Raw genomic sequence first — 13871 nt, 5'->3', positions numbered from 1 at the left:
CGCTTGCGTTATTTAATTCGCATTCCTGTACGTCTCGACGCGCACGACCGGCACATCGCCGCAGTCAGTACCGGCCGCCCGGCGCAGACGCGTTGCCCGTCACCTTCAACCAGTCCTTGAACGCCCGCACCGCGTCGTCGTTCGCGCGTGCGGAGGCCACATACGTGAAGTAGCGCCACGGCGGCAGCGCCGGTTCGCCGAACGGCTGCACGAGCCGACCTTCGGCGATGTCGTCTGCGACGAGGGCGATCGGCCCCATCGCGACGCCGAGCCCGTCGAGCGCGCCTTGCAGCGTCAGGTAGAAATGCTCGAGCGTGAGCGAGTGTCGGGGCACGAGATTCGGATGTCCGGCTGCCGCGAGCCATTCGGGCCACATGCCGGGATAGGTCGCCGCGTGCAGCAGCGTGAAGCCGGCGAGATCGGCGGGCGTATGCAACGGCCGCCCCTCCAGCAGCTTCGGCGCACACACCGGCAGCCGGACTTCGGACAGGAATTCCTCGGCAACGTAACCGTCGATGGCCTGCGGGCCGCCGCGAACGATCAGGTCGACCTTGTCGCGCAGCTTTTCGATCGGCTCGTTCGACGTCGACAGCCGCACCTCGATGGCTGGATGGGCAACCTGGAATGACGACAGCTTCGGTACCAGCCAGCGCAACGAAAACGTCGCAGGTGCGCTCACGCGCAGCACGCGCTGCTGCGCGTGGCCGAAATGCTGCGCGGTGGCGAGCGCGATCCGGTCGAACGACGCACCGACCTCGGCGAGATACGCGCGGCCGGTGTCGGTCAATTCGACCCGCCGGTTATGGCGTTCGAACAGCGGCCGCCCAAGCCACGCTTCCAGTTGCTGCACATGCCGGCTGATCGCACCGTGGGTCACGCACAGTTCGTCGGCGGCCAGCGTGAAACTGCCGAGGCGCGCGGCGGCTTCGAACGCACGCAGCGAGTTCAACGGAGGGAGTCGTCGGGCCATTGCATCATTTCGCGTGAAATTTACTCACGCGATAGTTCAGGTTTAATCGTTTGATCGGGCGTTCAAGCTCCGCCAATATGGCACACAAACGGCCGGCTCGGCCGAACGATTGTCTGAATTTCTCACATGGAGTGCGGAGCATGCCGAACGTGGTGGTCGTGGGCGCCCAATGGGGCGACGAAGGTAAGGGGCGCGTCGTGGACTGGCTGGCGGCACAGGCCGATCTCGTTGCACGCTACAACGGCGGCCATAACGCGGGTCATACGCTGGTCGTCGGCGGCAAGACGTACAAGCTCGCGCTGCTGCCGAGCGGTGTCGTGCGCGGCAAGCGCGGCGTGATCGGCAATGGCGTGGCGCTCGATCCGGAGGCGTTGCTCGCGGAAATCGGGCGGATGGCCGAGCTCGGGCTGTCGGTGACGCCGGACAATCTGTCGATCGCCGAGAACGCGACGCTGGTGCTGCCGATCCACCGCGCGATCGACCAGGCCCAGGAGCGTCTGCGTCGCGAGCCCATCGGCACCACGCTGCGCGGGATCGGGCCGGCCTACGAGGACAAGGTCGGGCGTCGCGGGCTGCGCGTCGGCGATCTCGCGGAACCGGGCCAGCTCGCCGCCAAACTGGATGTGCTGGTCGACCATCACAACGCGTGGTTCCGCGGCCTGGGGCTCGATGAGTACTCCCGCGACGCGATGCTGGCGACGCTGGTCGACCTCGCGCCGCGGATCCTGCCGTTCGTGCGCCCCGTGTGGGCCGATCTCAACGACGCGACCGACCGCGGCGAGCGCATCCTGTTCGAAGGGTCTCAAGCCGTGATGCTGGACATCGACTGGGGCACCTACCCGTTCGTGACGTCGTCCGGCACCGTTGCCTCGGCGGCGGCGGCCGGTACGGGCCTTGGCGCGTCGAAGCTCGGTCACGTACTGGGCGTCACCAAGGCGTATGCGACGCGGGTCGGCGGCGGTCCGTTCCTCACCGAGCTGTCCGACGCCACCGGCGAAACGCTGCGCGCACGCGGGCAGGAATTCGGCGTGAATACCGGCCGGCCGCGCCGCTGCGGATGGCTCGATGCGGCGCAGTTGCGCCAGGCCGTCAGGATCTCGGGCATCGATTCGCTGGCGCTCACCAAGCTCGACGTGCTCGACGGTTTCGAGTCGATCGAGCTGTGCGTCGGCTACGAACTCGATGGCGTGCGGGTCGATCATCTGCCGGCGAGCCTCGATGCGCAGTCGCGCGCGAAGCCCGTGTACGAGCGGTTCGACGGCTGGCGCGGCACCGTGAAGGGGATCCGCGAACGTGCGGCGCTGCCGCGCGCCGCGCAGGATTTCATTGCGCGCATCGAAGCGGTCGCGGGCGCACCGGTTTCGATGATCACGACCGGCGCGGAGCGCGACGACACGATCGTGCTGCGCAATCCGTTCGATGCGGCAGCCGCGGCGTAATGCGCGATAGGTGACGTGAAACGCGACGCGGCACCGTGGTCGCCGGGTCGCTATTGCCGATTCGATGCCGTTCGCGTGCGGGTGCGTCCGGTCGCGTCGGCGCCCGGACCGTACGCGTCGCGCACGGCGGCGCGGCAACACGGTTCGGCGTCCGGATCACGTCGCGTACGGCGAACTGGACACGCCCGCACTGCTGCTGTACTGTTCCGCACAATTCGCGCCAGACCGGCTTGCGCCGGAGCCGCCGGCACCATGGCCGCACGGTGGCGCGACGTGATCTCAATCCCGGGGACAGGTCGATGGACACGTTACAGATGATGCGCATTTTCGTCCGGGTCGCGGAGGAGGGCAGCTTCACGAGCGCGGCCCAGCGCCTGGACATCACGACGGCCTACGCATCGCGATCGGTCGCGCAGCTCGAAACGCATCTGCGCACGCGTCTGCTCAACCGCAGCACGCGCCGCATCGCGCTGACCGACGCCGGGCAGCGTTATCTCGACCGCTGCCAGCGTATCCTCGGCTATATCGACGAAGCGGAAGCCGAGGCGGCCGACGCACAGGCGAAGCCGTCGGGACGGCTGCACGTTCACGCGACGACGAGTTTCGGCCAGTCCTACGTGGTGCCCGCGGTCGTGCGCTACCGTGAACGCTATCCGTCGGTGGCGGTCGAGCTGACGCTGTCGCAGCACGTGCCCGACATCATTGACGAAGGCTACGACGTCTCTCTACAGTTGAGCACGACCGAGTTGCCCGATTCCGGGCTCGTGTCGCAGCGGCTCGGCGACGTGGGCAGCGTGCTGTGCGCGTCACCCGCGTACCTGAAGGCGCGCGGCACGCCGCGCACGGTGAGCGACCTCGAGGGGCATGCGTGCCTGCAGATCGTCACGCCGCTCTTTCCGCGCGACCGTTGGCATCTCGACGGCCCCAACGGACGCGAAACGTTCGAACTGCCATTACCGGATTTCCAGGTGAACATCGCCGATGCGCTCGGCGCCGCACTGCGTGCCGGACTCGGGATCGGTTCGCTGCCGATGTCGGCCGCGCTGCCCGCGCTCGCGAGCGGCGCGCTGGTGCGCGTGCTGCCCGACTACCGGCTGCAGAAGCTGACGGTCTATACGCTGTACGCGTCGCGTCAGTATCTCGACGCGAAGATCCGCACGTTCGTCGATTTCCTGCGTGAATACGTGCCCGAGTTGCTGGCTGCCGATGAGGCAGCGCTGACCGCTTCCTGCAAGTCCTGAAGTCGAACCTTCGGCGTACGACCCGAGGCTGCATTACAATCGTTTAAATAATACGTAGTCCTGTATTTGTCGCGGATGTCGACTGCACCCTCACGACCGACCCGGTCAATGACGTTCGGGCACCCGGCGTGCCCTTATGAAAGCGCTTGCTTTCCATATCGAACATCGTTGGTTCGATACGTGGCGCCAACCTTCTAGAATCGGCTCGACCAGCTTCATCGCATGCGTGCGCAAAGCTGCATCCTCTTCATCGAACCCGACACGACATGGCAGACCAACACTCCACAACCCGCCGCCGGCTCCTGCATGCCGGCCTGGCGATCGCGGCGGGTGCCGCCGCGCATCCGGGCTTCGCGCTGGCGAGCACGGCCGGCGCGCGGACGTTGCGCATCGGCTATCAGAAAGGGCCGCTCAGTCTGCTCAAGGCGCGCGGCACGTTGCAGAGCAAGCTCGCGACACTCGGCGTGACCGTCACGTGGACCGAGTTTCCGTCGGGGCCGCCGCAACTCGAGGCGCTGAATGCGGGATCGATCGACTTCGGCGATGTCGGCGAGGCGCCGCCGATCTTCGCGCTCGCGGCTGGTGTGCCGCTCGTCTATTACGCGCAGACGCCGGCCGGCCCCGCGGCCGAGGCGGTGGTGGTCGCGAAAGATTCGCCGGTCAAGACTTTTGCGGACCTGCGCGGCAAGCGCATCGCGCTGGTGAAGGGCTCGAACACGCACTTCCTGCTGGTCCGGCTGCTGCAGGCCGCGAAGCTCAACTATGCGGATATCACGCCGGTCTGGCTGTCGCCGTCCGATGCGCGGGCCGCGTTCGAGAACCGCTCGGTCGACGCATGGATCATCTGGGATCCGTTTCTCGCGGTGGTCCAGCAGGCGTTCGGCGCGCGCGTCGTCGCGGACGGCACCGGGCTCGTCGAGAATCGCGGCTACTACTTTGCGTCGCGCACGTATGCGCAGCGCAACGCCGACGTGCTGGACGCAGCGGTGTCGGAACTGACGGCGGTTCAGCGATGGCTCGATGCGAACCGCGCGCAGGGCGCGGCCGAGTTCTCGAAGCTTTGGGGGATTCCGGAGCCGGCGGTGGCGCTCGCATTTCGCCGCGCGCGCTTCGGTGTCGAACCCGTCACGCGCGACACGCTCGCGTATCAGCAGCGCATCGCCGACGTGTTCTATCAGGTCGGCGTCTTGCCGAAACGCGTCGACGTCAGCCAGGCTGCGCCGCCCGCGCTCGCGTGACGGTGCAGTCGGCCGGTCAATAGCTCAACGGCGGAACGGCAGCGTGACGTCGTCCGGAATCGGATATACGTACGGCCGGCCGCCGCTCGATCTCGTCGGGCAGTGGCCCGCGCGCGATGTCTATCTGCTGTTCCGCGACAGCACCGTGCTCATGTCGCCGGCCGAATACTTCGTCCGCTGCCTCGATGAAGCCGTGCAGGCCGAGCGTGCGAAGGCCCACGGAATGAAGCGCGGCACACGCCGCGCGCGTGAGGTGCCGGCCTATGGCGCGACGCGAGATAGCGGCACCGCTTCGTCGCGCAGCTTCAGGACATCGCGGCCCGGCGCATCGCCGAACAGGCGTGCGTATTCGCGGCTGAACTGCGACGCGCTCACATAGCCGACGCTGCGGCACGCCTGCCGCGCGTCCATCGCCGACAGGCACATCAGGCGACGCGCCTCCTGCAGCCGCAACACCTTCTGGCATTGCAACGGGCTCATCGACGTGACCGCGCGGAAGTGGTGATGGAACGTCGACGGGCTCATGTCCACCTGTCGCGCGAGCGATTCGACCGTCATCGGATCGAGGTAGTGGTCGCGAATCCACGCGACGGCGCGCGAGATGCGCTGTGTCGTCGAATCGGCCAGGCCGACCTGCGCGACACGTGCACCCGACGGGCCGCGCAGCAGCCGAATGAGGATTTCGTCGACGATCAGCGGCGCGAGCAGGTCGAGGTCGTCGGGTTGCGCGATCAGTTGCATCAGCCGCACGACGGCATCGACGATTTCAGGCGGTGCATCGTGCGTGTCGAGTGCGCCGTAGTCGACGGCCTTCGGCAGCCCGCGCGGAAACACGCGCGGTGTGAGTGCCGCGATGCGGGCCGGGTCGAGTTCGAGTTGTGCATAGAGGAACGGCTCGGCCGGGCTCGCGCACGTCACGCGGCCGGTGACGGGTACGTCGGCCGTCGCCACCAGCATTCGCGATGCGTCGATCACGTAGGAGTCGTCGCCGACCCGTATCGATTTTGCGCCTTGCCCGACGATGCTCAGGCACGCGTGATGCACGCCATGGTTCCAGTGCGGCGGCGATGCGGCTGCGCGCGCGATGCGCATGCCACGTACCGGGAGTTCGAACGTGCCGTCGTGCGGCGCGTAGGCGGCGATCAGCGCAGCGAGCCGGCCCGTGGGCGACCGGGGAGCGTGAGTGGGCATGATGCGCTGTAGCGGCGGCGTTCGGGCGTCGATTTCCATATTGGGTGAGCGGATGGCGGAGTGGTCCGTGCAAGGTACGCGGCGGCGATTCCCGGTGGGTGTGCCGGCACGGCGGTCACATCGTACGGCGAGTCGCGCGCACGTGATTGCCTAAACCTGTCGGAATTTAGCCCGATCATCCGGATCTGCAGGGCCGGCGACCGCATTGCCCGTCGTTGCACGGTGTGCGGCGCACAAATTCGGAAATTAAGGCAAAACAATCGTAGGATCGGGCAAGCGATTTTCCGGCGGTTTTCATACCATTGCACCTGCTGAAAGAAACGTGTTCCAGTGCGCACGGGCGATGCAGGTATGACCGTCGCATGGCCGGCAGCATCCGCCGGCGTTGCCGTTGCGAATCGCTGGAAAAGACTCAGGACTGCTATTCGTCTGTTCGTGCATCGGCCTGGCCGAGGCCGGCTTGCGTCCGTTGCATGCCGGTGCGCGTCTGGCGCGAGCGTGGCGACCGACCGGGCGTAGCCGGCGTCGGTGCCGCTGCATTGGCCGCGCCGCTGCATGTCGGTCGCGACGCGGCGGCGGGTGAGCGCGTCAAGGCAGTCGACCGCGCAGGGGAATCCGGACAAATGGACCAACTTCAATCGATTCGGGCATTCGTGACGGTGGCAAGGGAAGGCGGATTTCGCCGGGCGGCAACCCGGCTGCGCGTGTCGACGGCGATGGCGAGCCGGCTGGTCGATGCGCTTGAGACGCGCCTTGGCGCACGCCTGCTTCAACGCAGCACCTGCCACCAGTCGCTGACGGAAATCGGCGAGCTGTACCTCGCGCGCGTCGAGCGGATTCTCGGTGCGATCGACGACATCGATGGTCGTTTCGTCGCGATGGGCAGCAAGCCGGAAGGTGCGCTACGCATTGCCGCGCCGGTCGCGTTCGGGCTCAGCCAGTTGAGCGCGTTGCTCGATCGATTCGTGCACCGGTTTCCGGACGTGCGGCCGACCGTGACGCTGACCGATACCCATGTCGATCTGACGTCCGAAGCCATCGATGTCGCGTTCCTGACCGACGGCATGCCGGTGTCCGGTGCATACGCGCTGCACACGCTGGCCGCGTACGAATCCGTGCGCGTCGCGGCGCCGGGTTATGTCGCCGGGCACGGCGGTGCGGCCGCGTCGGGCGACTGGCCGGACATTGCGGCCGTTCGGCTCGATCTGCCGGCGGCCGGCGACGACGATGCGGCTGCGCTTCGACCCGATGCGACGCCCGGCGGCAGTCCGGGCGTCGGCCATCTCGAGATGGCACGGCGGCTGGCCGTCGCCGGCATGGGCGCCGCGGTGCTGCCCGCGTATCTCGTCGACGCCGATCTGGCGGCCGGCACGCTGGTGCGCGTTGCACCGGTTCGCCCGCTCGCGCCCGTCACGCTGAAGCTCGCGCATGCGCGTACCGCGCATCTGCCGGCCGCTGCACGCGCCTTCATCGAGTTCGCCGGCGCCGCGTTCCGGCCCGCGCGCTAGCGGCCCGGTTGGCCGTCGCGGCAACGCGCACCGGCCAGGGCCGCGGGCTCATGGTTCTTTTTCCACGGAAGCAGTTCGACGAACGAACGCTCCGCAGGGCGCAACGCACGCCCGACATACGCGACCGCATGCGCGGCAATCCGGAAGCGACAGCAGTCCGGCCGCGCGTGCAGGTCACGAGGAGATCTGGTGATTCCCATTGAAGGTCGTCTATTTGTGAGAGGTCGCTCCATGCGCGTCGAACGGGTTCCATACCGCTTAATCACTGCCGCAACCGCTGCCGTTTTCCTGGCCGCGTGCGGAAAAAAAGAATCGGCACCGCCGCCGCAAACGCCGGAAGTCGGCGTCGTCACCGTCCAGCCGCAGGCCGTGCCCGCGGTAACCGAACTGCCGGGCCGCACCAGCGCGTTCCTCGTTGCACAGGTGCGTGCGCGGGTCGATGGCATCGTGCTGCGCCGCGAATTCATCGAGGGCACCGACGTCAAGGCCGGCCAGCGTCTCTACAAGATCGACCCGGCGCCGTACGTCGCCGCGCTGAATAGTGCAAAGGCGACGCTTGCGAAGGCGCAGGCGAACCTCGTCACGCAGAACGCGCTGGTCGCGCGCTACAAGGTGCTGGTGGCCGCGAATGCGGTCAGCAAGCAGGACTACGACAACGCGGTGGCCACGCAAGGGCAGGCCGCGGCGGACGTCTCGGCCGGCAAGGCAGCGGTCGACACCGCACAGATCAACCTTGGCTACACCGATGTCGTGTCGCCGATCACCGGCCGCGTCGGCATCTCGCAGGTGACGCCGGGCGCGTATGTGCAGGCAAGCCAGGCGACGCTGATGTCGACGGTCCAGCAACTCGACCCGGTGTATGTGGATCTCACGCAGTCGAGCCTCGACGGGCTGAAGCTGCGCCAGGACGTGCAGAGCGGCAAGCTGAAGACGAGCGGCCCGGGCGCGGCGAAGGTGTCGCTGATCCTGGAGGACGGCAAGACCTATTCGGAGCCGGGCAAGCTGCAATTCTCGGACGTGACGGTCGATCAGACCACCGGCTCGGTGACGATCCGCGCGATCTTCCCGAACCCGGGCCGCGTGCTGCTGCCGGGGATGTTCGTGCGCGCACGGATCGAGGAAGGCGTGAACGAGAACGCGTTCCTGGTGCCGCAGATCGGCGTGTCGCATGACCAGAAGGGGCAGGCGATCGCACTGGTCGTGAACGCGTCCGACAAGGTCGAGACGCGTCAGTTGACGACCGCCGGCACGTCCGGCCAGGACTGGATCGTCGAAGGCGGTCTGGAAGCGGGCGATCACGTGATCGTGCAGGGCGTCGACAAGGTGCGCCCGGGTGCGACCGTGAAGACGGTCCCCGCGCAGCTCGCCCCGGCGGCCAATGCCGCACCGGGTGCGGCTGCCGCCACCGCCGCGCCGGCTGCCGCCGGTTCCGGCGCCGCTGCCGCTTCCGGTGCTGCCGCATCGGGCGCTGCGCCGGCGAGTGCTGCCGCTGCGTCGGCCGCGCAATAACAAGGAGTCCGTTTCATGGCCAAGTTCTTTATCGATCGCCCGATCTTTGCGTGGGTGATCGCGATCGTGCTGATGCTGGCCGGCGTCGCATCGATCTTCAAGATGCCGATCGCGCAGTATCCGACGATCGCACCGCCGACGATCCAGATCCAGGCGAACTATCCGGGCGCTTCCGCGAAGACGGTGGAAGACACGGTGACACAGGTGATCGAGCAGCAGATGAGCGGTCTCGACAACTTCCTGTACATGTCGTCGACCAGCGACGATTCGGGCAACGCGACGATCACGCTGACCTTCGCGCCGGGCACCAATCCGGACGTCGCGCAGGTGCAGGTGCAGAACAAGCTGTCGCTCGCGACGCCGAACCTGCCGCAGGTCGTGCAGCAGCTCGGCATGCAGGTCACGAAGTCGAGCAGCAACTGGCTGATGTGGTTCGCGTTCAACTCCGAGGACGGCAGCATGTCGAAGGAGGACCTGACGAACTACGTGGCGTCGCACGTGCTCGATCCGCTCAGCCGCGTGAACGGCGTCGGCCAGACGCTGTTGCTCGGCTCGCAGTTCTCGATGCGGATCTGGCTCGACCCCGTCAAGCTGACCAACTACAGCCTCACGCCGACCGACGTGACGGCCGCGATCACGCAGCAGAACGTGCAGATCGCGGGCGGCCAGATCGGCGGCACGCCGGCGAAGCCGGGCACCATGCTGCAGGCGACGATCACCGAATCGACGCTGCTGCGCACGCCCGAGCAGTTCGGCAACATCCTGCTGAAGGTCAACCAGGATGGTTCGCAGGTTCGCCTGAAGGACGTCGGCCGTGCGGCGCTCGGCTCCGAGAACTACACGTTCGACACGAAGTACATGGGGCAGCCGACGGCCGGTCTCGGCATCCAGCTCGCGACCGGCGCGAACGCGCTGGCAACCGCGACCGCGCTGCGGGCCAAGATCCAGGAACTGTCGAAGTATTTCCCGCACGGTCTCGTCGTCCACTATCCGTACGACACGACGCCGTTCGTGCGACTGTCGATCGAGGAAGTGGTCAAGACGCTGCTCGAAGGTATCGTGCTGGTGTTCCTCGTGATGTACCTGTTCCTGCAGAACCTGCGGGCGACGATCATCCCGACGATCGCGGTGCCGGTTGTGCTGCTCGGTACGTTCGCGATCATGGGCATCGCCGGCTTCTCGATCAACACGCTGTCGATGTTCGGCCTCGTGCTCGCGATCGGCCTGCTGGTCGACGATGCGATCGTGGTGGTGGAGAACGTCGAGCGGGTGATGGCGGAAGAGGGCCTGTCACCGAAGGAGGCGACCCGCAAGGCGATGGGCCAGATTACCGGTGCACTCGTCGGCGTGGCGCTCGTGCTGTCGGCGGTGTTCGTGCCGGTGGCGTTCTCTGGCGGGTCGGTCGGTGCGATTTACCGTCAGTTCTCGCTGACGATCGTGTCGGCGATGGTACTGTCGGTGCTCGTCGCGCTGATCCTGACGCCGGCACTGTGCGCGACGATCCTCAAGCCGATCCCGCAAGGGCATCACGAAGAGAAGAAGGGCTTCTTCGGCTGGTTCAATCGGACCTTCGATCGCAGCCGCGATCGCTATACGAGCGGCGTGAACCACGTGATCCGGCGCTCGGGACGCTGGCTCGTGATCTACCTGGCCGTGTTCATCGCGGTCGGCGTGATGTTCGTGCGCCTGCCGAAGTCGTTCCTGCCGGATGAAGACCAGGGCTACATGTTCATGATCGTGCAGACGCCGTCCGGCTCCACGCAGGAAACGACCGGCAAGACGCTCGACAACATCAACACGTACCTGACCACCACCGAGAAGGATGTGGTCGACTCGGTGTTCACGGTCAACGGCTTCAGCTTTGCGGGCCGCGGCCAGAACGCCGGCCTCGTGTTCGTGAAGCTGAAACCGTACGAGCATCGTCAGCGTTCGGACCAGAAGGTGCAGGCACTGATCGGGCGGACCTTCGCGCACTACGCGCAGTACAAGGACGCGATGGTGATCCCGTTCAACCCGCCGTCGATTCCCGAACTCGGGACGGCCGCCGGCTTCGACTTCGAGCTGACGGACAACGCGGGTCTCGGCCACGAAGCGCTGATGGCCGCGCGCGGCCAGTTGCTCGGGATGGCCGCGAAGGATCCTTCATTGGCACTCGTGCGCCCGAACGGCCTGAACGACACGCCGCAGTACAAGGTCGACATCGATCGCGAGAAGGCGAATGCGCTCGGCGTGACGGCTGCTGCGATCGACCAGACGTTCTCGATCGCGTGGGCGTCGCAGTACGTGAACAACTTCCTGGATACCGACGGCCGGATCAAGAAGGTGTACGTGCAGTCGGACGCGCCGTTCCGGATGACGCCGGAAGACATGAACATCTGGTACGTGCGCAACAGCGCAGGTGGCATGGTGCCGTTCAGCGCGTTCTCGACCGGTCACTGGAGCTACGGTTCGCCGAAGCTCGAACGCTACAACGGCGTATCGTCGATCGAGATCCAGGGGCAGGCTGCGGAGGGCAAGTCGACCGGCCAGGCGATGGCGGCGATGGAAGCGCTCGCGAGCAAGCTGCCGGAAGGTATCGGCTATTCGTGGACGGGCCTGTCGTTCCAGGAAATCCAGTCCGGCTCGCAGGCGCCGATCCTGTATGCGATCTCGATCCTCGTCGTGTTCCTGTGTCTGGCAGCGCTGTATGAAAGCTGGTCGATCCCGTTCTCGGTGATCATGGTCGTGCCGCTCGGCGTGGTGGGCGCGCTGCTCGCGACGATGCTGCGGGGCCTCGAGAACGACGTGTTCTTCCAGGTCGGCCTGCTGACCACCGTAGGTCTGTCTGCGAAGAACGCGATCCTGATCGTCGAGTTCGCGCGCGAGTTGCAGGCGAACGGGAACATGGGGCCGGTGCGCGCGGCGATCGAGGCGGCACGCCTGCGGCTGCGTCCGATCCTGATGACGTCGCTCGCGTTCATGCTGGGCGTGCTGCCGCTTGCGATCAGCAACGGCGCGGGCTCGGCGAGCCAGCATGCGATCGGTACGGGCGTGATCGGCGGGATGATCACCGCGACGTTCCTCGCGATTTTCATGATCCCGATGTTCTTCGTACGGGTTCGCGCGATCTTCAGCGGCGAGACGGAAAACGTCGATGACGCATGGCGTCTCGTGCAGGGTGACCTGCAGCGCGGTCACGACGACGCACACGATTCGAAGGGGCAGTAATGATGCAAAAACACGCTTTGACTGCAACCGCGGTCGCACTGGCCGCCGCGCTCTTCGCCACGGGCTGCACGATGGCGCCGCATTACAAGCGGCCCGATGCACCCGTCGCGCAGGCGTACCCGGCCGGCGGCGTCTACGCGACGCAGCCGGGTGCGGCCGGCGCGCGCAGCGCGAACGGCCAGGCGGCGACCGCCATCGGCTGGCGCGAGTTCTTCGTCGATCCGCGCCTGCAGCGGCTGATCGAGATCGCGCTGAAAAACAACCGCGATCTGCGCGTGTCGGTGCTGAACATCGAGGCGGCGCGCGCGCAGTACCAGATCACGCGCGCGGGCCTGTTCCCGACGCTCGATGCGACGGGTACCGGTAACCGTCAGCGCCTGCCGAATGCGCTGTCGGTGGCGCCGGGCCGGAACATCACGACGACCTACAACGTCGGGCTGTCGGCGTCGTGGGAACTCGACCTGTTCGGCCGCGTGCAGAGCCTGAAGGACCAGGCGCTCGCGCAGTACCTGGCGACCGCGTATGCGCGGCAGGCGTCGGAGATCTCGCTGGTGTCGCAGGTGGCCGATCAATACCTGACGCTGCTGTCGACCGACGATCTGCTGAAGGTCACGGAGGACACGCTGAAGACGGCGCAGGCGTCGTACGACCTGACGAAGCTGCAGTTCGACAACGGCACGGGCTCCGAGCTCGAGCTGCGTCAGGCGCAGACGGTGGTCGAGCAGGCGCTGGCGAACCAGCAGGCGCAGGCGCGTGCGCGTGCGCAGGCGCTGAACTACCTGGTGCTGCTGATCGGCGAGCCGCTGCCGGACGATCTGCCGGCGGGCATGCCGCTCGACGCGCAGAACCTGCTGACGGACGTGCCGGCTGGCCTGCCGTCCGACCTGCTGACGCGTCGCCCCGACGTGATGCAGGCCGAGCAGTCGCTGCTGGCGGCGAACGCGAACATCGGTGCGGCACGCGCGGCGTTCTTCCCGAAGATCTCGCTGACGGCCGCGTTCGGCACGGCGAGCCCGACGCTGGGCGGTCTGTTCAAGGCCGGCACGGCGGCCTGGTCGTTCGCGCCGAACATCGCGTTGCCGATCTTCGAGGGCGGCGCGAACATCGCGAACCTCGATCTTGCGCACGTGCAGAAGCGCATCGAGATCGCGAACTACGAGAAGGCGATCCAGTCGGCGTTCCGCGACGTGGCGGACGGGCTGGCCGCACGCGGCACGTACGACCAGCAGATCGCGGCGCTGGAGCGCAACGAGCATGCGCAGCAGCGACGTTTCGACCTGTCGGACCTGCGTTACAAGAACGGTGTCGACAGCTACCTGTCGGTGCTGACCGCGCAGACGGACCTGTACACCGCGCAGCAATCGCTGATCAACGCGCGTCTGGCACGCTGGACCAACCTGGTCACCCTGTACCGTGCGCTGGGCGGCGGGTGGATCGAGCGGGCCGGCGAGACGCCGCGCGCGCCGGATGCACCGGTCGACTACGACAGGGCGGCTGCTTCGGCGCCTGCGTCGGCAGCGGCGACGAACGGGTAAGCAAGCGCAAGGAAGGGCAGGCGCGGTGGTGTA

Annotated in this window: 9 protein-coding genes; 7 read left to right on the top strand and 2 right to left on the bottom strand. The window is 66.9% G+C overall.

The window, feature by feature from the left end; all coding sequences use genetic code 11:
* Positions 1-64: 64 nt before the first annotated feature.
* Positions 65-970, bottom strand: a complete 906-nt coding sequence (gene gcvA, locus ACN8ZM_RS37290; RefSeq protein WP_420212965.1) for a transcriptional regulator GcvA — start codon at positions 968-970, stop codon at positions 65-67.
* A gap of 140 nt (positions 971-1110) precedes the next feature.
* Here gcvA and ACN8ZM_RS37285 point away from each other — a divergent pair, with 140 nt between their 5' ends.
* The 3 genes from ACN8ZM_RS37285 to ACN8ZM_RS37275 all read left to right on the top strand — a co-directional run bounded on the left by ACN8ZM_RS37285 (position 1111) and on the right by ACN8ZM_RS37275 (position 4888).
* Positions 1111-2409: an adenylosuccinate synthase gene (locus ACN8ZM_RS37285; RefSeq protein ID WP_301767629.1), complete on the top strand. Its 1299-nt coding sequence runs from the start codon at positions 1111-1113 to the stop codon at positions 2407-2409.
* A 299-nt stretch (positions 2410-2708) separates the two neighbouring features.
* The gene (locus tag ACN8ZM_RS37280; RefSeq protein WP_420212964.1) at positions 2709-3650 is read left to right on the top strand and encodes a LysR family transcriptional regulator; all 942 of its coding nucleotides are present in this window, start codon (positions 2709-2711) and stop codon (positions 3648-3650) included.
* Positions 3651-3916: 266 nt separating this feature from the next.
* Positions 3917-4888: a sulfonate ABC transporter substrate-binding protein gene (locus ACN8ZM_RS37275; RefSeq protein ID WP_420212963.1), complete on the top strand. Its 972-nt coding sequence runs from the start codon at positions 3917-3919 to the stop codon at positions 4886-4888.
* 261 nt (positions 4889-5149) lie between these two features.
* On the opposite strand, the gene ACN8ZM_RS37270 is transcribed toward ACN8ZM_RS37275, so the two are convergent.
* The gene (locus tag ACN8ZM_RS37270) at positions 5150-6079 is read right to left on the bottom strand and encodes an AraC family transcriptional regulator (RefSeq protein WP_244912198.1); all 930 of its coding nucleotides are present in this window, start codon (positions 6077-6079) and stop codon (positions 5150-5152) included.
* A 623-nt stretch (positions 6080-6702) separates the two neighbouring features.
* Here ACN8ZM_RS37270 and ACN8ZM_RS37265 point away from each other — a divergent pair.
* The 4 genes from ACN8ZM_RS37265 (at position 6703) to ACN8ZM_RS37250 (ending at position 13838) form a co-directional block, all read left to right on the top strand.
* The gene (locus ACN8ZM_RS37265) at positions 6703-7587 is read left to right on the top strand and encodes a LysR family transcriptional regulator (protein ID WP_420212962.1); all 885 of its coding nucleotides are present in this window, start codon (positions 6703-6705) and stop codon (positions 7585-7587) included.
* 231 nt (positions 7588-7818) lie between these two features.
* Positions 7819-9096 carry an efflux RND transporter periplasmic adaptor subunit gene (locus tag ACN8ZM_RS37260; RefSeq protein ID WP_420212961.1) on the top strand — a complete coding sequence of 426 codons (1278 nt, stop codon included), beginning with the start codon at positions 7819-7821 and terminating at the stop codon, positions 9094-9096.
* Positions 9097-9111: 15 nt separating this feature from the next.
* Positions 9112-12303: an efflux RND transporter permease subunit gene (locus ACN8ZM_RS37255; protein ID WP_420212960.1), complete on the top strand. Its 3192-nt coding sequence runs from the start codon at positions 9112-9114 to the stop codon at positions 12301-12303.
* Positions 12303-13838: an efflux transporter outer membrane subunit gene (locus ACN8ZM_RS37250; protein WP_420212959.1), complete on the top strand. Its 1536-nt coding sequence runs from the start codon at positions 12303-12305 to the stop codon at positions 13836-13838. Before ACN8ZM_RS37255 ends, ACN8ZM_RS37250 begins: the two co-directional genes overlap by 1 nt.
* Positions 13839-13871 lie beyond the last annotated feature (33 nt).

It is taken from the genome of Burkholderia aenigmatica (assembly GCF_048627025.1).
Taxonomy (GTDB): domain Bacteria; phylum Pseudomonadota; class Gammaproteobacteria; order Burkholderiales; family Burkholderiaceae; genus Burkholderia; species Burkholderia aenigmatica.
Note: the sequence above shows the minus strand (reverse complement) of the source record. Positions and strands in the feature narration are given on the sequence as shown.